This is a genomic window from Paenibacillus sp. WC2504 (assembly GCF_052682475.1).
The window spans coordinates 2,277,926-2,301,587 of record NZ_JBQZFH010000001.1 but is presented as its reverse complement, the minus strand read 5'-3'; the positions used below and the strand labels follow the sequence as shown (position 1 = coordinate 2,301,587).

The window sequence follows — 23,662 nt, the reverse complement described above, 5'->3', positions numbered from 1 at the left end:
TGCTTCATCACTCGCCTGTCAATGGGATAGTTAGTTGCACCGTGGTGGAGACATAAGGCTCGCTGCTCAGACGAATATCTGCTTTATTTCCGTAGTAAAGCCTTAGTCGCCCATACACATTGCGAAGCGCATAGCTTTTCTTCGACGGCTGTTCACTCCGCATATCCGCATCGACGGATAGGGCGTCCATGCCTGCACCGTTGTCCTCCACCAGTAGAATGAGATGAGACTCAGATTTGGAGATGGATATCCGAATGTTCCCCATCCCTTCCATACTTTGAAAGCCATGCAAGATGGAGTTTTCTACCAAGGGTTGCAAAATAATTTTCAAAACGGGAACATCCCGCAATGACGGGTCCTTTAGCTCAATGGCATACTCGAACAAGTCCTCGTAACATTTTTGCTGAAGCATTAAATATTGCCTTACGTGATCCATCTCTTTCGTTAAAGTAGTCATCTCATTCCCGCCATTCAAGCCAAACTGGAACAAGAGGGACAGCGACGTAATCATCTCCGTGACATCCCGGTTTTGAGACGTTTCCGACTTCCAAATGATCGTATTCAATGTGTTATACAAAAAGTGCGGATCAATTTGCGCCTGAAGCGCTTTAACCTCCATCTTGCGTTTCTCATATTCGGCTTCCTTGACATCCTCAATGAGGGAAGAAATTTCCTCCAGCATTCGGTTAAACTTCAGCCCAACCTGCGTCACTTCATCTTCATATTTACTGGTGAAACGCACATCGAGCTGATTTTGTTCCACTTTCTTCATTAAACCTTGCAGTTTGTGGAGCGGCTTCAGGAGAAAGCTTGAGATGACATTCGATAACACGAAAGCCAATATCGCGCAGCATAACATGATCCAAAAGGTGATTGTTTTGATGCGATTCACTTGATGAAGCAAATCCGACTGCGTCTGTATGCTGACCATCGTCCAACTGTCCGCCAGTGTCAGCCTCGCATAATTAACTAAATACTTGTTACCAGCGATGTCATGTTTGAAAAACCCACGATCTTGGTTCTTTAGCTGATCCAGAAAAGAAGGGTCATCTTGAAAAGGTGGCGCTTGGCTGCTTAACGGCAGTACCGTTTCGCCTTTGTTTGATATCAGGTAATAGTTTTTAGACTGATCCAACAAACCATCCGTAACAACTCTGCTTATTGCATCCTCCTTGACGTTAACGACGACATATACATCACGAACGTCCGCTTCGGTAACAGGCTTCATGATCAACGAAATTACCCTCGACTTTCCTGAAAAAAGCGGATCCTCGTGATCTTCCAACCACACGACACGTTCGGTTGTGTTCAAATATTGTGAAAATAACGTATCTTTGAAACGAATCTGTCCGTTGCGAAGATCGTTCGTGGCGTACATCTCGCCAACAGGCGTGTAAATCAAAACGGACTGAATCGAAGGCTCTATAAGTTTCATTTGCCCTAGAGGCGTTTGTAAAGAAGATAACCGCGTATAATAGGAAGCTGAATGATTCGTAACAACATCTTCCATAGCGTTCTTGAAGGGGTCGCTGAGCATCATGGAAGAAGTCGTAACAATGATGTGTCTAAGCTTCTCGTCAAACACGCGTGCTGTTTTATTGAGTGTATTCTGACTGGAAATAAAGGCTTCACTTTCTGTTGATCGAAAAGCAATCCAATACGACATCATCCCTGTGATGGAGATGGAGACAACCGTCAGCATCAGAACCAAGATCCATAACCTCCGGCGGAGCGAAAGCCGATAATACCATTTGTTCAAGCTGTATCCCCCTTCTCCGCACAATAATAAGGAAGAGACGCGCTGCTTTAGGCCGCGCGCCCCTTACCTATTGTAACCATTAAACTTTGCGCCTATTTGGCAAGACTACCCTGCAGTTTGCCCGGATCAAAATTCGGATCCGCCTTCATCTTCGTTTCTCCCGCGGCACGCGCTTTGTCCAATGCCGCATTATAGCGAGTGTTCAAATCGCTCAGAAGCTTGTCCAAATCTCCGCCTTCAAGCATGTATTTAATGATGACGTTCCCTAATTTTGTTCCTTCCACCTTGGTTTCTGCTACGCTAGTCGGAGTCGTTGCATATAATGCGTCGAACTTCGTAGGCAAGAAACCTTCAATACCTGGCATAGCCGGCTTTTTCGCAGTGGCATTCACATCCGGTACAATCGAGATTCCAAGACCTTTTTCGTGGTATTCCTTTTGGAAGTCCAGATTATAGATGTACTCCATGAATTTCCATGCTTTATCTTTGTTTGGAGTGTCTTTGTTGATTCCAATATAATTCCCCGTATTGGCAACGGCTACAGTTCCTTGCTGTTTCCCGTCAATCGTTGGGGGCAGCGCCGCGCTCCAGTTAATTTGGGTCGGGAATTGGCTTTGATATACGGCAGGTTCACCCGAGTGGTTAAAATACATGCCGATTTTTCCTGCCGCGAATTGGGCACGTAGCGGATCAATGTCAAGCGATTCAACACCAGGCAGCATACTGCCGTCTTGCTTCATTTGGCGAAGCGCCTCAACAATAGGCTTATAAGCAGCAAAATCGTACTGACCTGTTTTGTAATTATAGCCGTCCAACACAGACGTTCCGCTGAAGGATCCGATAGGGTTAGCAATCCGTGAGAAGGCAGAGCTTGGATTTTTAAAGTTTTCCGCAAAACCGTAAGCTCCGATATCTTTGCCGGCTTCCGTAATTTTCTTAGCATCTTCCACCATTTCCTGAATGGTTTTTGGCGGTTCCGTAATGCCGGCTTTTTTGAATAGATCTACGTTATAGATTAATCTCCAATATTGCCCTGTGTTCGGAAGCGAATAAATTTTTCCATCGACCATATTGCTACCTTCAACAAGTAGATTATTATATCGTTTCTTCATATCGTCTGTCATCATATCGTTCAGGGGCAATAGATAACCTTTCTTCACAAAGCCGGGAAAATCGTTGGTCCGAAAAATATCAGGTGCTTGTTTGCTTGCAAAAGCAATATCGACAGACTGGTTAAAGTTATCCGCCATAACCGTCATCTCAACTTCAATGTTGTCCTTGTTGGTTTCATTGAACTTTTTGATAACTTCCTTCATATAGTCAGCATCATGACGGTCAATCGTCCAGTAGGCAAGTTTCGTCTTCTGCCCGCTTGCTCCAGGTGCGCTACTTGCGGCGGCACTGTTATTCGTAGGCTGACCGGTTTGTCCGCCGCATGCTGCAAGTGAAGCTACCAGTGTAACGCCAAGCAACGTGCTCATTACTACTTTTTTACTCATGTTGTTAACCCTCCCGTTTCTCTCTTACAAATGTCTGAACCATGCCTCATGTAACTGTTTTCATAATAACGCTATATCCGTTTTGACCGTGAAGGACAAATCAACTTTCCAGGTGGGGGAAAATAACTCTTTTGTATGTTCCTGTAACCCTTATCCTTTTACACTTCCTGCTGTCACCTGAATAAATGACTTATTTGCCAATATATATACGACCAAAATAGGTAGGAAAGATAAACAGGCACCAGCCATCATCAGATGTGCCTCGGCTGCGGCGCCAATGCCGTAGCGTAAATTAGCAAGCCCAACCGTCAGTGTTTGCAGTTTCGGATTCGTCATCGTGAAGACCAACGGCAAGATATATTCATTCCAAGCGCCGCGGAACGTGAACAAGGCAGTAACGCCTAGTGCAGGGCTCAAGAGCGGGAGAATAATTCGCCAATACACGGTAAAGAAATTGCAGCCGTCGATGTAAGCCGCTTCATCCAAATCCTTCGGAATGGCCTTAAAGAAGCCGATCAACATGAAGTAAATCACCGCATGGGAACTGATCAGAATGATAATGACGCCCCAAAGGGATTTGTTTAAACCAAGTTTAACCATGAGATTGAACTGCGGCATCAAGACGACGGCGCCAATGGAGATAAACATCGTGCTCGCTTGCAGAGCTACGTACAGCTTTTTGCCTGGGAACCTCGTTCTATCCACGGCATAAGCGGACATGGTTGCAACGAGCAGCGTGCCAATCGTCACAATTACGCTGATAAAAAGGCTATTCCACGTAAACTGAGCGAAATTGGCCTGTTTCCAGGCTGTAGCATAGTTGGAGAACTTCCAGACGGTCGGCAATAAGGTGGCACCGGTCGTCAATTCAGCATTCGTTTTTACAGAGCCCAACATCGCCATAATAATAGGGAATATCGTGAAAAAAGCAACTGCGATCAAAAAAATCCATTTGATACTGTGCCAGATAATGCGGCCGCCGAGGTAACCGCCAGATTTCGTGCTAGTAGTCATTGTATACCCTCCCATGTTAATCCTGATTCAATCGTTTGGACATCGCGAAATAAACAATGGTAATCAACCCGACGATCAGGGCTGTTACGAAACCGGCGGCGCTGCCGTAGCCAATTTGTTGGACGGTCGGAGAAACAGCCGAGACTGGGAAAAATAGCTTGTACACATATAGATACATGACATCGGTTTTGCCGAAAGGTCCTCCCTCGGTCATGACCATAATGCTTTCATACCCTTTCAAGGAGTTGATAATGGCAAGCATAACGATCATCTGCAAGACAGGTCCGAGCATCGGAATGGTAATGTACCAAAACTTTTGAACCACATTTGCTCCATCGATGGAAGCACTTTCGTATAAATCATCTGGAATCCCTTGCAATCCGGCAATGAAAAGGAGCATATAGTTACCGATCGCCCCCCATATGGCCATAATAATAACCGTGATCATGGCATAATCCGGGCCCAGCCAATCAATCGCTTTGGAGATCAGGCCATATTTTAGCAAAAATTGATTGAGCAGTCCGTTATACGAATTAAAAATGGTGAAAAATACGATCGCCATGACGGATGTGCTTATAATCGTCGGCATAAAATACACGGCACGCAAGAGTACCTTCCCTTTGATCCCCCGATTTAAAATAACGGCAAGGATCAGCGAAAGCGGCAGCACGATAATCAGCTTGCCACCCGCATAGATCATAGTGTTATATACCGAATGCCAATATTCCGTATCGCGCAGCAATCTTGTAAAATTATCGATACCGATAAATTTCTCTTCTCCATATCCCTGATAATCGTAAAACATATAGCGAAACGCCCATATCAGCGGATAGATGCCTAACGCCAAAGTTAAAAAAAGACTTGGAAAAATAAAAACATAGGAATTGAAAAGGGAGTTCCTTTTGCGCATATGTGATCTACTCCTTAGACTTAATTAGTAGATTAAGCATATTACAACCGCGCAGAAAGGCGGGAGTGGTAATCCAACTATGTCCGTGCGACAAATCAACTGTCTTCCTCTTAAGGGGAGGGAATTGGGAATCGCTCAGCAGATACGCAGTGGATGCACGGCAAACGCAAATAGACCGCGAAAAATTCGCGGCCTCGTTTACATGAAAGCTAATTAAAATGGATTATAAAGGTCTTGATCTCATAAGGCTTCATTTGAACGCTTATTCGAGCGTCATGCTGCTGCTCGCCTTCCAGGCGTTCGAGCAGATTACATTCCTGCCAAGACGCTATCCGTGCATCGCTCGTTATGTCCACTTGTCCGCTAATTCCTGCGAACTCGTGTACACGAAGAATGACTCCGTTTTGGTCCTCAGCTCGTTTGACTGCATCAATCATGACATGATCGCAGGAAAGCTGGAACAGGCTGAACGAGGCTTGATCAGGCGCACCGGAGGCAGATGTCAATGGATTGTTAAGCGACCATGCGGATTGCATCGTTTTACCTTCATACCAATCGCCGGCATGCGGAAGCAGTGAATACGTAAAGTGATGCTCACCAATGTCGGCCGTAGGGTCAGGAACCTTCGCGGACTTGATCAGCGTGAGTCTCATGACATGATCTTTGATATCATAGCCGTATTTGCAATCATTCAAGAGGCTGACGCCATATCCCCGTTCGGACAAATCAGCCCACTGATGGCCAACCGTCTCGAACCGTGCGTAGTCCCAGCTTGTATTCCAATGCGTAGGCCGCTTTACATTGCCGAATTGAATGTCATAGGTCGCTTCCGTCGCCCGGATGCGCACAGGAAATGCTACCTTCAACAATTTTCGCTGCTCATTCCAATTAACATGCGTTTTGAAATCTATTCTGCGGCTATGCGCGTAGAGCACCATATCTTGTACAACGGTTGAATCCATGTAGGACCATTCGAATCGAACGATAGCAGCCAAAGCTCCGGTATCCGTCACTTCCAACCGAGTCACACAAGTTACTTCCTGTTTTTTCTCAGTATAAAAAATGTCAATATCCCACGCCTCGTGCCGACCTTTCGGCTTGTCTTCAAACACCTCAAATCGGTTGCCTCGCTGACCCTCAGCAATAATTTCCCGCTTCTCTATGCGATCATAGAGTCGTTCAATCTGACCCTGATCATCCCATTCAATTTCGTAAAAAGGAGTGATTAATCCCTGATCCAGCTTTTGGAATGGATTCTCTTTCACTTTTTGCATATACGTGTCCGCTCTATCGGCCTGACGAATCACCGTGTAACCCATCGATGGAATGTTCTCCACCTTAACCCACATCTTCCCATCCGCCCTCTGCACTTCAAGCGGACGTTGATGAGCATCCAACCAGTCTTCTGCAGACTCTCCTTGGGGCAAGCATACGATATCCGTTTGCTCCCATGGCGAACTGTTGAACACCACCACTTCACGCCCCTGCTTGCCGTCTGTTAGATAGGAAACGGATTGATTCCACACCTTCTCGCCAATGGCACGCGCTTCACTGTATTCAATCCTGCTGTCTTCGTAGACCTCGCGAATCGACGAACCCGGGATGATGTCATGGAACTGATTGCGTAAAATAATCTTCCAACCTTCATATAAAAGGAGCGAGCTTTCACTAGTCCCTACATGTGCGGTGGCATTTAATATGCTGCTCATGACCTGCATCCATTCCGTTTCTCTATACAAGAGCTCCAGCTTTCGATTCATAAGCTTGTTATATGCTTGGCTTGTATAGGTGCCGCGATGCAGCTCCAAATACAATTCGCCGTCCCATGTGTGCACATAGGATTTTGAATTCGACACTTGTTGCTGCAGCTCGTTGAAATAAGTGTCCGCGCGTCCCGTCTTCACCTCGGGAATACCAGGTATTTGATCTAATCTGCGCCTCATCTCCAGCATTTCCCGGTTTACGCCGCCCCCGCCATCGCCGTATCCATAAGCCAGCAGTAAAGACGAATTGAGCGACTTATCACGGTAAGCGTCCCAAATCCCTTGTACCGAGGACGGCGTTACTTTTCCGTTGTACGTATAGTAGAAGGCTCCTTCGCTGGAGCCAGGATCAGGCGTAGTAATGAAATGAGTCAAAATTTCTGTGCCATCAATCCCCCTCCACATAAAAGTGTCATGAGGCATCCGATTGTATTGATTCCAACTGATTTTCGTCGTCATGAAAGATTCAATACCGGCCTTTCGCAAAATCTGCGGCAGCGCCCAGCTGTATCCAAATACATCAGGCAACCACAAATATTTGCAGGCAACACCAAATTCGTCACGGAAGAATTGGGTGCCATACAGAAGCTGCCGTACAAGCGACTCCCCGGAAGCCAAGTTGCAATCCGCCTCCAGCCACATCGCACCGCCTGCTTCCCAGCGCCCTTCCTGTACACGTTCCTTGATGCGTTCATAAATTTCCGGATAATCCGACTTGATGTATTCATACAGTTGCGGCTGTGTTTGCAAGAAAATGTACTCCGGGTACTGCTCCATTAATCGCAGCACCGTTGAAAAAGATCTCGCGGCTTTTTCCCTCGTATGTTTCAAACGCCAGAGCCATGCGACATCGATATGCGTATGCCCGATGCATTGAACCACAACCGAGTGCAGTTTGGGCACCGCTGACAACGCATTTTGAAGCTGCTCCTGCGCGCTCGCTACTGAACTGTAAAAAGCCTCGCTGCCTGGCCTTGACCAATCGAGCAGCAGAAAAGCTTGATCCAGCATAGACAGCAGCTGGTGCCGTTCCGGACGATTTTCATCCAGGATGCGAATCGTTTCCAACAAAGCTTTGGCTGTGTAGAACAGATCGTCGCATGCTTCATCCATCCAGCACAATGCTGCCATCTCCAGCTTGCTCTCCATTTCAAGGTGGCTTTGATAGCCGCCTAGCCCGGACCACAAACGGAAGCGAAGCTGGATCGTGGAACCAATCAGTTCTTCCGAGAAAAATACTTCCTCATGATTCGAATCCACGCCCTGATACGGCTCCCCGTTCAAAAAAAGCAGCGATTCAAACCCGCTGTTCGTTCCTCCACCCGTTTGGCCTAAGTTAAATCGGCCGATGACCTTTTTTCCTTTCCACTCGGCCGGGATAACAGGGTCTGCAGCTAACCAGTAGTAGACATCGCGCCCTTTCCAGCGATCTCCAATTTGAATAGTCCCCCACTCGCCGTCTTCTGTCGGGTAAGCTCCAATTGCTCCTTCGGCATCGTGTTTCATTCGAAAAGTATCGATAACTCTCGCATCACGGTAGCGAAATGGTTCCAGTTCATGGATGCGTGCATGCAATTTCTCAACAGTCCAAAACATTGACATACTCCCTTCAAACCTGTGATCGTGTCACCGTTTTATATAAGTCTATATCCCTATGGGACGGATATGTCTATTTTAACGCTTTTTTAGGCGATTGGGTGATAGGTAATCTCATGATTCGTAGGGGGTAAAATCATTTTCTGTAAGAATAGCCGCTAACTGTGGATTCAACTTGGAAACTAGCAGGAATCCGGCTAAGATTCTTCCTTGGGGGAACTGGCGTCCTCTATTTCTGGGGAAACGCACAGTTTCAGAGGTAGAGGGGAACTACAGTCCGCTATTTTACCAATTCGACGCGAACTGCGGCTCATGAAGGCCAAATAAGAGCCAGTAGTTCCCCTCAGAGAGGATACAGACCCATTTTTTCCATTATAGAGGACTCCAGTTCTCTTATTAGCAAAACTCTCGCTAAACCTTTTGAAATTTGCTGTTATGTAGCAACCTCATGCTGCATACCTTCACTAGCTTCTAAAAAGTCCGACCGCTCCACTTGATACAAATCATAGATTTGTTCATAAGGATTGATAGACGCGTAGACATGCGGGTTTAAATCATTGGCTAACTTGGCATACGGCAGTTTTTCAACGGCTTTTTTTGAGCGAATATTTTGTTTCCTGACTTTCAAAAATACCGTTTCAATCCTATGTTCAAGGAAGAGCTCCGTAAAAAAGGATTCCTTCGCCCGTTGATTATAACCTTGGCCGAAATAAGGAGCTCCAATCCATGTCGCCAAAAAGCCCGCTTTACTCTCAATGTTATATAAATCAATTGTACCAATGGGATGTCCGAGCTCATTAAGAATCGTTCTGGAAATACACGTCTGTTGCTCTTCTTCCACAATTAACTGCTTGGTGACGAATAAATATTCTTCATACGACTGGCATTTATAACGAACATAAGGAAAAACCTCAGGATCATTTATTAAATTATACAGAGAATGGCATTCTTGCAAGTTGCGTTTTCTGATCATTTTGTTCTACCACCTAGTCCCTATATTCAAACAATTTAAGTATATAAAAGGAGTTCGGGGATTATATAAATTCTGCATTTACTTTATGTAAATTTCAAAAGGCCATACAGTTGCAGCACAAAATCAACATAGCGTATTATTAATCATAGACAATCTACCCAATAGGCGGTGCATCATTTGAAAAAGTATATCATCGGCGGTATCGCCGGATTCCTCTTGGCTACGACACTTTCTACGCATGCAGAAGAAGTTACTAGTTTAATAGGAAAAACGATTCAGGGGGCTTTCCCCTTCCAAATTGAAGGCAAAACATTGGCAACTCCGGCTATCGTTGTGGACGGTACTTCTTATTTGCCGGTACGTGCTCTTGGTGAAGCAACCGGATACGATGTTTCTTTCGATGCCGACCTCGGCATTTCGCTTAAGAAAAAAGAGGTTCAGCCTTCCCTCCCAACGCCAACGCCATCTCCGACGCCATCTCCGACGCCTTCCCCGTCCGCAACACCTGATCCGCAAGTGCCCGGCGACCTAAGCAGCGGCTACCAAGCAATTAAAACGGTGATTCTCAGTTTAGAGGATGAAAAGTCCCAAAAAAGCACGGGAGAATTTGGCCTTATCCAAGTGGACGGAGCGCGTTATGTCTCTCTTGCGACCTTAAGCAGCTTCTACACGATTAGCTGGGGAGAACCCATGCTGCAGCTTAGCTATAATGGTCAGCTTGTCGGCTTATTTGCCACCAAGAGTCAATATTCCAAAGGAACGGGATCTTTTACCTATGACGGTACGGTCTACGTTAATCTTTCCTTGCTGAAGCTGAAAGGAACAGTTAACGGGGATACGCTTGTTTTGACGGACGATATTTAATTGTCTGTATAAAAGATGCACAAGAAAAGCCGGAGATGGCCTCCGGCTTTTTTGTGCTTTATTTTGTTGTTTGGAATGATTTGATTGTATCCAACAATTGTTTTTGCAAGAACTCCGTTTGGATTGCCTTCGGATAAACGGCCGTGAACAGATAATAATTGCCGTCCTTTTGAAGGAGGCTCATTGTCGTTACAAGATCCTTTACCTCCCATTCTATCCACACCGCTTGAACACCGTCAACGGTTTCCGTTCGGTTGACGGTCTCTTTGACATCAGTGCCACCGTACTGAACGAGAGCATTTTCCTTAAACTGCTTTACAATTTCTTGGGTGGTTAAACCAGCTAACTCCGAATCAGCAGCTAGAAAAAGAAAATGCCCCATCCCAAACGTGTATTCCAGTATGCCATTTTTACTTTTAGCTGCATTCAGCTTCCAGTAATCAGGAATTGAAATTGTATAGTTATAATTCTTATTCTTCACTACACTCGTTTTCGAACGATCCAAGTTTTCCGAACTGTCTTTAATCGTCCCGATCGAACTGGAAGGTTTACCGATTTTAATCGATTGCAACGTGGATTGAATGAAGCTATCGGAAAGATCATCCTTATTACTGAAATCAATCACAATATAATATTTATAATTTCCTTTGATGAGATACACGTTCTCCGTCGAATCCCAGATGCGATTGTCAAATGTGTTCGACGTTCGGCTCACAAGTGCCTGATTCCCATTAACGACGATACTCCGTGCAGCTTCCGATTTGCTATATGCTGAAGCGTACAACTGCGTATAATTTTGAGCAGTACGATCAGACCATTTTTGCAGCGTATCGCTGTCCGACTTGGAAGTCACTCTATAGCCAATACTTCTTTTTTTCTTAGGATCAATGAACTGAATCATTTCGCTGTTGCTTCCGGATTTCGACCATTCGGCTGGAATCTTGATGGAAATCCCGTACGTTTCATCCGTGTACATACGTAATCCATCTTTGACTGTCGATAGATCTTTCAAGGTTTTAACACTTGTATCGAATGACATTTGAAAGCTGTTTAAAAGATCCTGATAAGCATTATGTTTCGTTATAACTTTATCCGTTTCTTCCTTTACAATCGTGAAAATAAGGATATATACTTTGTCGCCGCTTTGATAAGCGCGATACTCAAAGAGTTCACCATCATCCTTGGATTTAAGGAGCGCGTATGGATGTGCACCGCTTGAAACATACTTTTTCTCTAGCAGCGGTTCACCATCCGTTTGATCCACCAGCAAGTCCAGCAGAGCATCCTCCGACATATTCTCGGTCATATCGGACTTCACCGAAATGTTAATGTGGTACTCTCCATTTGCATCATTGAATGAAACATAGTCTTCCTTAAAGCTCTGATAACTCTTCACCAAACCTGTCGGATATTTCATCGACCAGCCATAATAGCTGTTGCCGATATGCGTCTTTCCTAGATCTGAATCAATGCCTCCTGCATCCGTGCCAGCTGCACGTGTGCTCGAGATCGCAATCGTTGAAGTTGCTTCATCAAACTTCACGCTGGCTCCGAACTTTTCCGAAATGAAGCGGAGAGGTACCATGGTCGTACCATTTTTCAGCTCGGGCGCAACTTCAATCTGTTCTTCTTTCCCGTTGACTGTGGCTGTCGTGCTGCCGATTTGTAACGAGATGGATGTGCCATTATAGGTGAGTCCTACCGTCTGTGTTTCAGATGCCCAGCTTAACGCTGCACCGAACGCCGATGTAATGACTCTCAGAGGAACAAGCGTCACGCCATTGTTCGCATAAGGGGTTTCAACGGTAATGGATTGATCGTTAATAGTAATATGATCTTCACCAAGCTTCAATTGAATCTGCACCGATTGATCTTTATCTTTCGTTTCTGTATCCGCAAAAGCGCTGAGCGGTTGAATCATTATGAGTATAAATGCTAGTAAAATCAGGTATGTAGTGCGTAATTTAATCATTTGTCACCTTCCGAGTTTATTGGGTTTGGGTAGCATCCAGCAAAGTAATATCTTTCTGGATAATGTCTCCGTTAGACTGCAGGGTCAAAGTAACCTTGTCTCCGGGTAAGTATTGTTTCAATAATTCATTTAGATCAACCAGTGTTTTCACATTGGAATTATTAACAGAGTACAGGACATCGCCTTCTTTAATGCCGGCAGCGGAAGCGGACGTATTTGGATCTACGCGCGAAACCTTAAGCGGCTCATCCGTAGGAAGGCCGACAACAGCCGCCCAGCTCTCCTCTACTTCCAGACCAAGGGCAGGACGTTTGACTTTGCCATATTTTAAAAACTGATTCAAAATATATTGAACGGTGTCTGAGGGTATAGCGAATCCAAGTCCATCGATACCTGCCGCAGATAACTTCAACGAATTAATACCGATAACCTCACCCTGCAAATTAACTAATGCGCCACCGCTATTGCCTGGATTAATAGCCGCATCAGTTTGGAGCAAACGATACGTTGAGTGCAGAGAGCGGTCTGTCCCGCTAATCACGCCATAGGTTACAGAGTTGCGAAGTGCAAAAGTAATCGGCGTACCGATCGCAACAACAAGTTCACCGACCTCAACAGTGCTGCTTTTGGCAAATGTGGCTGCCGGCAGGTCTTTGGCGTCAATTTGAACGACCGCCAAATCGCTTTCTTCATCCAAATGAATCGTTTTCCCCGCATATTGCTTACCGTCTGAGGTTACAACGATAATCTGCTTCATGTCTTCGACTACATGCGCATTGGTTACTATGAGCCCATCGGATTGAACAATAATTCCGGTGCCATGGGCCAAATTAAAACGGTTGTCCGACGACGCTTGACTCCCACTCATCGGCTTGCCAATAATTCCGACTATGGATGGAGATACCTTCTTGACTACCTCCGTTATACGAGATGTAGAAGTATAGCTAAAATCATTCGCTTCAGCCCGGTAATCTCCACTTCCCCCAAGCGTTTTGACAACGTCGGATGCCTTCACATAGACCTCACCGTCCAGCTCCTTCGTTTGCCAATGCGAAACACTGGTGGGTTGAGCTGCGAATACTTGGCCATTTCCTCCCAAAAGCGTGAGTGCTAGTAAAGTGTATATTACATAGCGAGTGTGCACTTTCAAATAAATCTCTCCTTAACTAGTTTATGGAAAATAGTTCCCTTTCTATTATACATAAATATGGAAAGTAGGATAGGTGGAAAATCTTTCTATCCATTTTTCTGGTGCAGCATGAAAAAAATACAGCTGGATCACCAGAGTAAGATTCACTCTGCGTGTTCCAGCTGTACCTTTTTATATGTTCCTATCTAGCTATCTGTCTAGGATTACTTGCCTTGCAAAATGTTTCCGACACGCTCGACGACGACAACCGCTTGCGCTCGTGTCGTTGCCTCATTCGGCGCCAAACTTCCGTCGCTTAAACCTTGTATAATTCCTTTGCTCACAGCTTCGCTCATCACAAAGCTCGGATCCATGACGGTATTTACTTTTTGCAAATCCGGAGTGATCACACGAAGGGCAACTGTTGCAATCTCCTGACGGGTAATCGGAAGATCCCAGCCTTGCTGCAGATCCCCCGCTTGCAGAATGCCCGCCTTTTGTACAGCGTCGACGTAAGGTTGATACCAGGCTCCGCCTGTACTTTCTGAAGCAATAGGCAGATGCATAGCCGTAACGGCAAGCTTCAGAAATTCACCTCTTGTAATGACACGATCAGGAAGAAAACTGCCGTCGCTATAGCCATTTACAATACCTTTTTCCGCTGCTTGAAGGATGTTTTCCTTCGCCCAGTGACCTTCCAGGTCATTAAACGAAGCGTTTAGCCCAGTAACAACCGCCGGCTGATTGCGATTGGCTAAGGAATTGCTGCCCAGTTGGCCTGTGTAATTGCCGCCCCATGTCCAAATGGTGCCATCCGTTCCTTTCACTACGCTATGAGTCCCGCCTGCTGCAGCGTCATCGGCTTTGGCAATCTCCTTGATTTGTACCGGTTTATTCTGATTGGACTTCGTACCATCGCCGATTTGTCCAAAAAGATTTTGGCCCCAAGCCCAAACACTCCCGTCATTTGCAATCGCTAGACTGTGATAAGAGCCTGCATGTATGGACTTCATGGAAGGCAATGTCGTCACTTGAACTGGCTTTGATTGATTAACGATTGTTCCGTTGCCTAACTGCCCGAAGGCATTGTAGCCCCAAGCCCAGACGGTGCCGTCATCCTTTAGAGCAAGCGCAAAGTTCTTGCCGGCCGATATCGCAATAACACCAGCTAGATCATAAATCTGTGCAGGCTGCTGCCTACTGGCAAGCGTCCCATCTCCTAGCTGTCCACTCGTGTTATCTCCCCATGCCCATATTTTACCGGTATTTTCAAGGGCTAAGTTAAAATTGGCGCCTGAAGCGATAGCAACAATGTTGGATAGTTGGATAATTTGATTCGACGCTGCCGTTGTATCATGGCCTAATTGCCCATAGGTATTGTCGCCAAAACTCCAAACCGAACCATTATTAAGCAAGGCCAAAGTATGATTACTTCCTGCCGTCGCGGCTACCACACCATTCAAGCCTCTTACTTGAACTGGCACCGTGCTTGGCGTCGTTGTTCCATCGCCCAATTGACCGAAGAAATTTTGCCCCCATGTCCATAGGGTCTCGTCCTGCTTAACGACAACCATGTGCGTATCACCGCCTTCAATGGCAGCAATCCCATCCAAACTCAAGGCTTTCGGAGCAATGGCGGAGGTATGCGTTCCGTCTCCCAATTGACCGAACGTATTACTGCCCCAACCGTACAGTTGATTATTTTTGATAATAAATGTGTTACTTTCGCTCGCCGTAAGGGGCTGATTTTTAGGTGCTTTTATGATAACCGTTCCTTCGCCGGGCTTAAGCACGGGAGGACTCAACCATTCGTTCACTTTTGTTTGAACCGGAGCGACTTGGTTGTTCAGGGTATTGTCGCCAAGTTGGCTGTAACTGTTGTTCCCCCATGCCCAAAGCTTACCCTCTTTATCGATCGCAAAAGTGTCATTGGAGCCTACCCCTAAGCTGGCTGTCTCGGGCAGATCATTGACATGGTTGGGAAACGACTGACTCCATGTTTTCCCATCAAATCCGGTTCCTACGCCTAATTGACCAGAGGTGTTATTCCCCCACGTATAAACGCTGCCATCATCTTTTAATGCCACTGCATGCGAACTTCCAGCCATGATTTGAGTCACATGATCCAACCCGGTAATAAGTACGGGGAACTTATGCGCATCCTGCGTATTCGTCGTAATAGCGCTATACATCGTGCTTGGGTCCGAATCGATCAGTCCCCAAGTTAACACGGTACCGTCATCTTTAAGAGCTAATGAGTAGTCGAATCCGGCAGCTATCTGAGTAATATGCCAGTTGGCGCTTGTAGCCATAATCGGCGTACTCAAACGGTTCTGATCAAAGCCATAACCAAGCTCGCCAAAGAAATTATCGCCCCAAGCCCATACAACGCCGTCTTGATCAAGCGCTAAAGTATGGTAAGCACCGCTCGCTATTGCTTTAACGGATGCGATGTTGCCGATGACTTGAACGGGTTTATTTTGGGTTGTATTCGTACCGTCTCCGAGTTGACCGTACGTATTATCTCCCCAGCTCCAAGCAGTACCATCGTCCTTGATGGCAACCGAGTGGAAATTACCGGCGGAAATTGCTGTAACATGAGTGAGATTAGCCACCTGGACAGGTGCAGACCGATCGATCGTAGATCCGTCGCCTAACTGGCCAAATGTGTTCTCCCCCCAAGACCACACGGTACCATCGGATTTGAGTGCCAAGGAGTGAGCCGAACCAACCGCAATTGCCGTGATACCCGATAATCCGCTGATTGGTGTCGCTTGATTACGATTGCTCAGTCCTCCCCCCAACTTACCGCGAAGGTTATTTCCCCATGTCCAAACGGTGCCGTCTTTCTTCAAAACTACCGTAAAACCTTTCCCGCCCCGAATTTGCTGAATCGAGGCAGAGTTTATGTCTGCTGTGGCGGCACTAGGGCTGTTAGTTTCCCCAAAAACTTTCCCGGGAAATACCGAGAAAGCTGTAAAGGAACTAAAAAGCAGAAAACCTAGCAGCCAGAAAGTAACGTTACGTTTCACTGTTTTCATGTTCCTTCTCCTTAAAGCTTTCCATCAAGAAAGCTATCTTCGTAGATCTCTATCACTAAGCAATCGTCCCTGGCTCCTGGGTAATGGTTGGTTTGCGTTTAAATCTTTTTGTAATGCCATTTTTCCAACCATCCAGCAATGTGTAAACAACAGGAACCAATACAAGTGTGACTAAAGTGGATAAAGTCAAACCAAAAGCTACAACGGTTGCCATGGAAGCTTGTGTCTCCGCGCCTTCCCCGAAGCCGATAACAAGGGGCAGCATCGCAAGAACAGTTGTCGCCGTAGTCATTAGAATCGGCCGCAACCGCACTTTACCCGCTTCAATTAAAGCATCGAACAGCGGCATCCCTTTGGCACGCAATTGGTTTGTATAATCGATTAATACGATGGCATTATTAACGACAATCCCTATTAGCATGATCATTCCAATGATAGAGTTCATATTAATCGTTCGATGTGTGACGAGAAGTCCCAGTATGCCGCCAATAAACGTTGGCGGTAAGGAGAACATGATGATAAATGGACCATATAACGATTCAAATTGGCTAGCCATAACCATGTACACCAAAGCAACGGATAGAATAAGAACTAAGTATAAGCTTTTAAAAGAATCATTCTGACTTGTCTGCTGGCCGCCCATTTTAACTTGGTAACCGTCAGGTGGTTGAATCGCATCAATTTTCGCTTTGACGAGCGCCGATACCTCTCCGACAGAAGCGCCAAATACGGAAGCTTGCACCGACGCCACACGGTTCTGATCTTGTCTGCGAATTTGGGCAGGTCCTGTACCTGGTTCAACTTTGGCAATGAGACTAACAGGGACAATCGTACCGCTTGCCGTATTGATCGTCACATTGTTGAAATTCTCCAACTTATTCGTGAATTCATTCGGATATTTCACTAGAACGGAAATTTGCGAGCTAGCGGTTTTAAACTGTGTAGCCACACTTCCTTGATAAGCTGTACGCAATGCGGTCATCACGTCTCTTAACGAAACGCCGTAATGCGCCGCTGCATCACGATCGATAGTTAAATTAAACTGTGGGATTGAACGATCTAACGTATTTTGCACATTGCGCGTACCATCTACGGAAGTGATTTCCTGTGCGACGAGGTCACCCAGCTTTTGCAAGACGGCTAAATCCGGTCCGGATAAATCAACTTGAATGTCACCGCCGCCAAAGTTACCCCCACCGCCAAGCCCTGGCAGACGTACCCCTGATGGAACACTTACACCAATTTGTGCACCTGCAAAGCCAGTAGTGAGCGTCCGGATTTGTTCAGCGACTTGATCGGTCGTTTTCTTTCTTTCACTGAGCGGTTTTAATCGGATCTGAATGCTTCCCGTATTCGTTGACGCTGATTGAAAGGCTCCGCCACCGGCAGATCCGACAGAGGTAAAGACGGTATCAATTTCCGGCACGTCCTTCAATCTCGTCTCCAGCGTAGTAGCTACTTGATTCGTCACAGCGAAATCTGTCCCTTGCGGCAGATTAATATTTAGATTCACTTGCCCTTGATCTGTTTTTGGCGTTAATTCACTACCCACAAAACGAACCGAGTACACGCTCGCAGCGAATAACAGAACTGTAATGGAGATAATCACCCAACGATGAAGCATCGACCACCGCAGCAGCCTTCCGTACACCCTCGTGAGCATCTCCATGGCTCTGCCGAACCAAACGAAAGGATTTAAGCTTCTACCGGTTGGCAGCTCTTCATCGACTTTGCGACGCAAAATTTTCGCAGCTAGCATTGGCACCAGCGTTACAGCTGCAAACCATGCGGCTATATGAGAGAAACAAACAACCAGCGCCATCGGCCAGAAAAATTGTTTAACCAAGCCACTAATGAAAGCCGTCGGCGCAAAAACCGCAATTTGGGCCAATGCTGAAGCCATAACCGCTGTGCCTACCTCAGCTGTTCCCACTTTGGCGGCTTCCTCAGGAGACAAGCCTTCATGGCGTTTACGGAAAATACTTTCCAAGACAACGACCGCGAAGTCTACGAGTGAACCAAGACCAAGCGCCAAGCCTCCGAGCGTGATGGTGTTAATCGTCTGATGACCGAAATACATCATACTGAATGTGCTTATGATTGAAATCGGGATAACGACACCGATAATGAGTGTCGCCCTTACACTTCGCAAGAAGAACAACAAGATGATGACCGAGAACACGCCTCCAAGCAGCGTATGCTCAACAACGGTACGTAAGGAATCGCGAATAAACTTGGCAGAATCATTCAATACCGCGATATGCATGCCTTCCGGAAGCTTGGATTGAATCTCTTGAAGCGAGTTCTGAATGTTGGTGGACACGGAAACCGTGTTGCCATCCGATTGCTTAAGAACAGAAAGGGAAACGCTGACTTCTCCGTCTTTGCGCGCTTCAAGCGTAACATCTTGATAAGTGTCAATAATGGTACCAAGTTCGCTTAGCGCGATCGTTTGTCCACGTCCTAGCTGAACCTGTACTTTTCCGATATCAGCCGTTGACTTAAATTCTCCATCAATATGCAAAGGCACCAGCTGACTGCCTTTATTCACAAGTCCGGCGTCAGTGGAAGAGTTATCATTACCGAGAGCGGAAACCAACGTACTGAAAGAGATATTGTATTGCTGTAATCTACTTGGTTCGACAAGAATTTGTATTTGTCTGACACGTCCGCCGGTAACCCCAACCGATGCAACGCCATCGGATCGCTGAACATCAGGACTCACAATATTGTCAGCAATGTCGCGCAGTGTGACCAGATCTGTTTTACCATACAAGGCTAACGTCATAATCGGCGTACTGTTCGGATCAACACGTGAAACGACGGGGGCATCCGCATCCGTAGGAAGCTGCCTTCGGACACGATCCAATTTATCCCTCATGGTCAGGGTTGCCTGATCAATATTCGTTCCGTAATTAAATTGCAGGGTAACGTTACTTGATCCCGTACGAGAGCTGGAGGATATACTCGTGACTCCTGTGACGGTAGCCATCGCATTCTCAATCGGCTTCGTAATTTGTTGCTCGATCTGTCCTGGTGATGCGCCGCTCCAAGAAACCGATACCGTTGCCGATGGAATTTCCAGGTTCGGGTACAGATCCACGGGGAGAAGCGGAATTGCGATCGAACCTACGATCACGAGTGAAATCATGATCATCAAGATGGTGACAGGACGATGAACGGAGAAATTAGCTAATTTCACTGTCCAGCCCCCGCTTTCGGAGCTGCTGCATCAGCGCCGTTGCCGGTTGGCTTAGCCCCTGATGGGTCAGCTCCCTTACCTGGGGTACCTTGTCCGTTTTGCCCTTGGCCCCCGCTTCGGCCTTGGCCTTGACCTTGACCGCCTTGACCACCTTGGCCGCCAGTTCTATTTTGGCCTTGACCTTGTCCCTGGCCTTGACCACCTTGCCCTTGGGCTCCGCTTTTGCCTTGACCTTGACCGGCTTGCCCCTGGCCTTTGCCTGCTCCATTTTCTTGTCCTGGTTGATTAATCTGAACCGGAACGTTATCGGAAAGCAGCTCTTGTCCTTTAACGACAAGCTCATCTCCAACTTTCAGCCCGCTAGTAATTTCGAAGGACGAACTGGTCATTACGCCTACTTTTACAAGCACCTTCGACGCTTTCCCGTCTTTCACAATGTATACCGCATTACCGCTTGGTTGGCTGAGCACGGCGTCTGCAGGGACAACAATGGATTGTTTACCTTCGCTTTTGAGTGACGATTCCGCAAACATCCCAGGCAATACTTCATGGTTATCATCTTTAATTTTGATGTCGACCAAGAAAGATTTGGACGTAGCATCCATGGTTGGATGAATCGTATACACGGTTCCATCAAACGTTTTATTCAACGTAGGAATTTTAACCGACATAGGTGAGCCGGACTTGATTTTGCCAATAGATGCCTCAGATACGTTTACGGTTGCTAACAATGGATCTACCGTAGAAATCGACATGACGGCAGATTGCCCTGCATTCTGTCCTACTGGAACCAGAATCGCGCTTACGATCCCTGCAACGGGGCTCGTCAATACACCATCTTGAAGCTGTTCGCTTAAAATGCTCAACCTAGTTTGAGCTTGTTGCAGCTGAGCAGCACTTACCTCCAAGGAATCCGTAGACTGGGCAGATTTCAGCTGCTGTTTAGATTGTTCGAGCGCAGCCTCCGCACTGTTTTTGGAAATATCCTGCGACGATTGTGTTTGTGCCAGCTGAGTACGGCTGAGATCAAGCTGAGCTGCAGCTGTCGCTTGTGTATTAGCAAGTGATAATAGCGCTGAATTTAAGGACTCCTGCGCAACTTGCACCGCTTGCGAGCTTTGTGCCGTCAACAGCGCATTTTGTAAGCTCGTCAACGATTGCTGCGCCGACTGTGTATCTTTATATTGCGCCTGCTGCGCCTGCTGCAGGGCAAGCTGTGTCGTTTGCAGCTTAGCGAATGCACTGTCTACGTCCTTACCGGACTGAAGAGCTGCATTGTAAGCAGCAACAGCTTGCTGCACGCTTAATTGAGAAGTATCTATATTATTATTTTGTGTTGTTAATAAGCTGTCTAATTGTGAATTCAAGTTCGTCTGTGCGACAGTTACTGCGGTAGCGGCATCAGCTTGTGCTTTACTGAATCCTACCTGTGCAGTAGAAACCCCTTGTTTTGCGGTTTCAATCGAATTTTGCTGAGTCGTAATCGCATTATTTAATTGCGTTTGCGCCAGCGCTACAGCATTTTTCTGATCATTAATGGTTTTCTCGTAAGCGGCTTGCTGAACGGCCAGCGTTTTCTGAGCTAAAGCCAGACTGTTGGCCTGATCATTCACCACTTTGTTGTACTGCACCTGACTCAAAGCATAGTCGCTTTTGCTCTGCTCGACAGATTGCTGAAGCGTGGTGGTATCAATGTGCGCTAAGGCCTGTCCGACCGTCACTTTATCCCCGATATTCACATCAAGAGAAGTAATGCGGCCATTCACTTTGGAAGAAAGATTCGTAGTGAAAGCCGGCGTGATCGAGCCTGTAAAGACTTGCCCGCCACCGATGTCTGACAATTTAACAACTTGTGTTTCTACGGTCATCTGACGTGTTCCCGTTCGTCCGTTTGCCCCTGGTTTAGCGGTGCTTGCTGGCGTGCTGCAACCCGCTATGGTGACGGTTATCGCGGTAACGACTGCGATGATTGTGGTACTCTTGAGTGAACTGTACTTCCTCATGGGATGGAAACCTCCGTCTGATTCTTTTCATTTGGGCAAATACTCTCTTTCACCATATTTGACATTGATGATAGAAGTGTGATTAAAATGTGAAGAATATGTAAAAACAAGGAAAAACACGCGATTCCCGTAGGATAATAGGCCTGAAAAAACGAAAAAACCACCCAATATGGGCAGTTCCCCGAAAATCATTCGACTCGTTTCGACTATTTTCGCAATACTCCTATGCATAATTCTTGCCGTTTCGTCAGCCTTTTACAGCTCCGTCCGTAATCCCTTGGATAATCCAACGTTGGAACAAGGCGAATATGACGACAATCGGAATCGATGACAAAATCAGAGAGGCCAGAATCAGTGACCACTCCCGGCTGTACTTGCCGAAGAACATATTGATTGTCAAAACTAACGTATATTGGCGGAAATCGGTCAGCATGAGCACCGGCAAGAGGAAATCGTTCCACAACCACAACAGATTGAGAATACCAATCGTGAATGTAATCGGCAGCAGCAGCGGTAAAATGATCATGAAAAAGGTTTTTATTTCGCTGCATCCATCCATTTTCGCAGACTCATCGAGCTCTCGTGGAATGCCTTTCACAAAACCGTGATACAGAAACACGGCCATACTGACGCCAAGTCCGGCACAAACAATGCCCAAACCAAATGGCGAACCCTGAAGTCCTAGCGATTTTGCCATCTTCGTTAAAGTAACCATAATGGTCTGAAAAGGAATCAGCATCGAGGATACGAACAGCATGAAAATCACGTTGCTCAACTTTCCAGGCGTTCGGGAAAGCTTGTAGCCTGCCAAAGAGCTGCATAACACAATGACCACGATGCCAGTTACAGTGACAACAATCGTATTCCAGCCGCTCTTAAGCATGTTCGCTTTGCTAAAAGCTTGCACATAGTTCTCAATGTGGAGCTTGACGGGTAAGCCTAGAACGGAGCTGTACATCTCTCCCTGCGTTTTGAAAGAATTCAATATGGCCATGTAGATCGGAAAAAGAAAAAAAACAGCCAAGATGCCTAGTACCAATAGAGACAGCCCCGAATACTGCCGCTTGTTCATGCCTCTACCTCCCGCTTCTTCATCACCGACACTTGAATAAGCGTAATGACAAGTATGATCAGGAAGAGAATAATTGCTTTCGCGCTCGCATATCCGTATCGGAAATTGCGCTGATAAGCCTCTTCCAGAATATTCATAGAGATAACTTGCGTTGCCCGGGCAGGTCCTCCGCCTGTCAAAGCATAGATTAGGTCATACACTTTAAAGGAGTTGTTCAAGGTTAAAAAGATGCAGATCGTGAGCGCATGCGCAATCAACGGCAGAGTAATATAGCGCAGCATATGATAAGGCTTGGCGCCGTCAATAATAGCCGCTTCTTTGAGATGCATGGGAATGCCTTGAATGGCCGACATGTAAATAATCATTAAAGTTCCAATACCGCCCCAAACAGAAACGAGCATGATCGTGAAAAACGAGACGTTGGGGTCGCCTAACCAGGAAATATCGAGAAATTTCAAAACGGCATACTTGGACAATGCGGGCATGACCTTTGTAAACACGAATACCCACATGAACGTGCTAATGATAATACTTAACATGCTTGGCATGAAAAAGATCGTTCTAAGCCACCCTTTTCCTTTGCTTTGAGACTCTATCATTAGCGCAAGCAGCAGCGCGATGGCGTTCTGAAAAACGACAGCAAACAAGACATATTTGGCCGTGAATACAATCGACGATCGAAAATTCACATCATCGCGAATAGCTTCAATAAAGTTCTCTATCCCAATGAAGCTGTAATGTTTGTTCAAGCCATCCCAATTTGTAAAGCTGTAATACGAGCCTTGGAGCATCGGAATAACCAGAAATATCACATACATGATAAAAGCGGGCAGCACGAACAAGATCAACGATGTATGGTCTTTGG

14 protein-coding genes are annotated in these 23,662 nt (G+C 46.3%); 1 reads left to right on the top strand and 13 read right to left on the bottom strand.

Translation table 11 applies throughout. From position 1 onward, the window contains the following. Positions 1-7: 7 nt before the first annotated feature. The 6 genes from ACUN27_RS10145 to ACUN27_RS10120 all read right to left on the bottom strand — a co-directional run bounded on the left by ACUN27_RS10145 (position 8) and on the right by ACUN27_RS10120 (position 9,514). The gene (locus tag ACUN27_RS10145) at positions 8-1,759 is read right to left on the bottom strand and encodes a sensor histidine kinase (RefSeq protein WP_315951611.1); all 1,752 of its coding nucleotides are present in this window, start codon (positions 1,757-1,759) and stop codon (positions 8-10) included. Positions 1,760-1,851: 92 nt separating this feature from the next. Beyond that, positions 1,852-3,258 (bottom strand): ABC transporter substrate-binding protein, encoded by a 1,407-nt coding sequence (locus ACUN27_RS10140; protein ID WP_326062345.1) that lies wholly within the window; start codon positions 3,256-3,258, stop codon positions 1,852-1,854. Between the two features lie 150 nt (positions 3,259-3,408). Continuing rightward, positions 3,409-4,272, bottom strand: coding sequence for a carbohydrate ABC transporter permease (locus tag ACUN27_RS10135; protein ID WP_315951614.1), 864 nt, complete (start codon positions 4,270-4,272; stop codon positions 3,409-3,411). A 16-nt stretch (positions 4,273-4,288) separates the two neighbouring features. After that, positions 4,289-5,182, bottom strand: coding sequence for a carbohydrate ABC transporter permease (locus tag ACUN27_RS10130; protein ID WP_315951615.1), 894 nt, complete (start codon positions 5,180-5,182; stop codon positions 4,289-4,291). Positions 5,183-5,391: 209 nt separating this feature from the next. Further along, complete coding sequence (locus tag ACUN27_RS10125; protein ID WP_445558822.1) at positions 5,392-8,541, bottom strand: alpha-mannosidase; 3,150 nt, start codon at positions 8,539-8,541, stop codon at positions 5,392-5,394. Between the two features lie 433 nt (positions 8,542-8,974). Then, complete coding sequence (locus ACUN27_RS10120; protein ID WP_326061830.1) at positions 8,975-9,514, bottom strand: GNAT family N-acetyltransferase; 540 nt, start codon at positions 9,512-9,514, stop codon at positions 8,975-8,977. 177 nt (positions 9,515-9,691) lie between these two features. Here ACUN27_RS10120 and ACUN27_RS10115 point away from each other — a divergent pair, with 177 nt between their 5' ends. Further along, positions 9,692-10,378 carry a hypothetical protein gene (locus ACUN27_RS10115; RefSeq protein WP_326061829.1) on the top strand — a complete coding sequence of 229 codons (687 nt, stop codon included), beginning with the start codon at positions 9,692-9,694 and terminating at the stop codon, positions 10,376-10,378. A 58-nt stretch (positions 10,379-10,436) separates the two neighbouring features. Here the strand turns inward: ACUN27_RS10115 and ACUN27_RS10110 are convergent, their stop codons facing one another. The 7 genes from ACUN27_RS10110 to ACUN27_RS10080 form a co-directional block, all read right to left on the bottom strand. Continuing rightward, positions 10,437-12,350, bottom strand: coding sequence for a copper amine oxidase N-terminal domain-containing protein (locus ACUN27_RS10110; RefSeq protein ID WP_326061828.1), 1,914 nt, complete (start codon positions 12,348-12,350; stop codon positions 10,437-10,439). Positions 12,351-12,366: 16 nt separating this feature from the next. Continuing rightward, on the bottom strand, positions 12,367-13,500 hold the full coding sequence (locus tag ACUN27_RS10105) for a S1C family serine protease (RefSeq protein ID WP_379172419.1): 1,134 nt from the start codon (positions 13,498-13,500) through the stop codon (positions 12,367-12,369). 203 nt (positions 13,501-13,703) lie between these two features. After that, the gene (locus ACUN27_RS10100) at positions 13,704-16,520 is read right to left on the bottom strand and encodes an RCC1 domain-containing protein (protein ID WP_445558821.1); all 2,817 of its coding nucleotides are present in this window, start codon (positions 16,518-16,520) and stop codon (positions 13,704-13,706) included. Between the two features lie 55 nt (positions 16,521-16,575). Continuing rightward, the gene (locus ACUN27_RS10095; RefSeq protein WP_315951624.1) at positions 16,576-19,722 is read right to left on the bottom strand and encodes an efflux RND transporter permease subunit; all 3,147 of its coding nucleotides are present in this window, start codon (positions 19,720-19,722) and stop codon (positions 16,576-16,578) included. Next, positions 19,719-21,725, bottom strand: coding sequence for an efflux RND transporter periplasmic adaptor subunit (locus ACUN27_RS10090; protein ID WP_315951625.1), 2,007 nt, complete (start codon positions 21,723-21,725; stop codon positions 19,719-19,721). Before ACUN27_RS10090 ends, ACUN27_RS10095 begins: the two co-directional genes overlap by 4 nt. 247 nt (positions 21,726-21,972) lie before the next feature. Next, complete coding sequence (locus ACUN27_RS10085; RefSeq protein ID WP_315951626.1) at positions 21,973-22,797, bottom strand: carbohydrate ABC transporter permease; 825 nt, start codon at positions 22,795-22,797, stop codon at positions 21,973-21,975. Continuing rightward, positions 22,794-23,615: a carbohydrate ABC transporter permease gene (locus ACUN27_RS10080; RefSeq protein ID WP_315952231.1), complete on the bottom strand. Its 822-nt coding sequence runs from the start codon at positions 23,613-23,615 to the stop codon at positions 22,794-22,796. Before ACUN27_RS10080 ends, ACUN27_RS10085 begins: the two co-directional genes overlap by 4 nt. Between the last annotated feature and the right edge of the window lie 47 nt (positions 23,616-23,662).

What these genes read in the sequence shown, in the direction of transcription:
- ACUN27_RS10085 (WP_315951626.1), bottom strand. Translation starts at nt 22,797, where the DNA reads ATGAACAAGCGGCAGTATTCGGGGCTGTCTCTATTGGTACTAGGCATC.
- ACUN27_RS10125 (WP_445558822.1), bottom strand. Translation starts at nt 8,541, where the DNA reads ATGTTTTGGACTGTTGAGAAATTGCATGCACGCATCCATGAACTGGAA.
- ACUN27_RS10120 (WP_326061830.1), bottom strand. Translation starts at nt 9,514, where the DNA reads ATGATCAGAAAACGCAACTTGCAAGAATGCCATTCTCTGTATAATTTA.
- ACUN27_RS10080 (WP_315952231.1), bottom strand. Translation starts at nt 23,615, where the DNA reads ATGTATGTGATATTTCTGGTTATTCCGATGCTCCAAGGCTCGTATTAC.
- ACUN27_RS10140 (WP_326062345.1), bottom strand. Translation starts at nt 3,258, where the DNA reads ATGAGTAAAAAAGTAGTAATGAGCACGTTGCTTGGCGTTACACTGGTA.
- ACUN27_RS10100 (WP_445558821.1), bottom strand. Translation starts at nt 16,520, where the DNA reads ATGAAAACAGTGAAACGTAACGTTACTTTCTGGCTGCTAGGTTTTCTG.
- ACUN27_RS10090 (WP_315951625.1), bottom strand. Translation starts at nt 21,725, where the DNA reads ATGAGGAAGTACAGTTCACTCAAGAGTACCACAATCATCGCAGTCGTT.
- ACUN27_RS10110 (WP_326061828.1), bottom strand. Translation starts at nt 12,350, where the DNA reads ATGATTAAATTACGCACTACATACCTGATTTTACTAGCATTTATACTC.
- ACUN27_RS10130 (WP_315951615.1), bottom strand. Translation starts at nt 5,182, where the DNA reads ATGCGCAAAAGGAACTCCCTTTTCAATTCCTATGTTTTTATTTTTCCA.
- ACUN27_RS10135 (WP_315951614.1), bottom strand. Translation starts at nt 4,272, where the DNA reads ATGACTACTAGCACGAAATCTGGCGGTTACCTCGGCGGCCGCATTATC.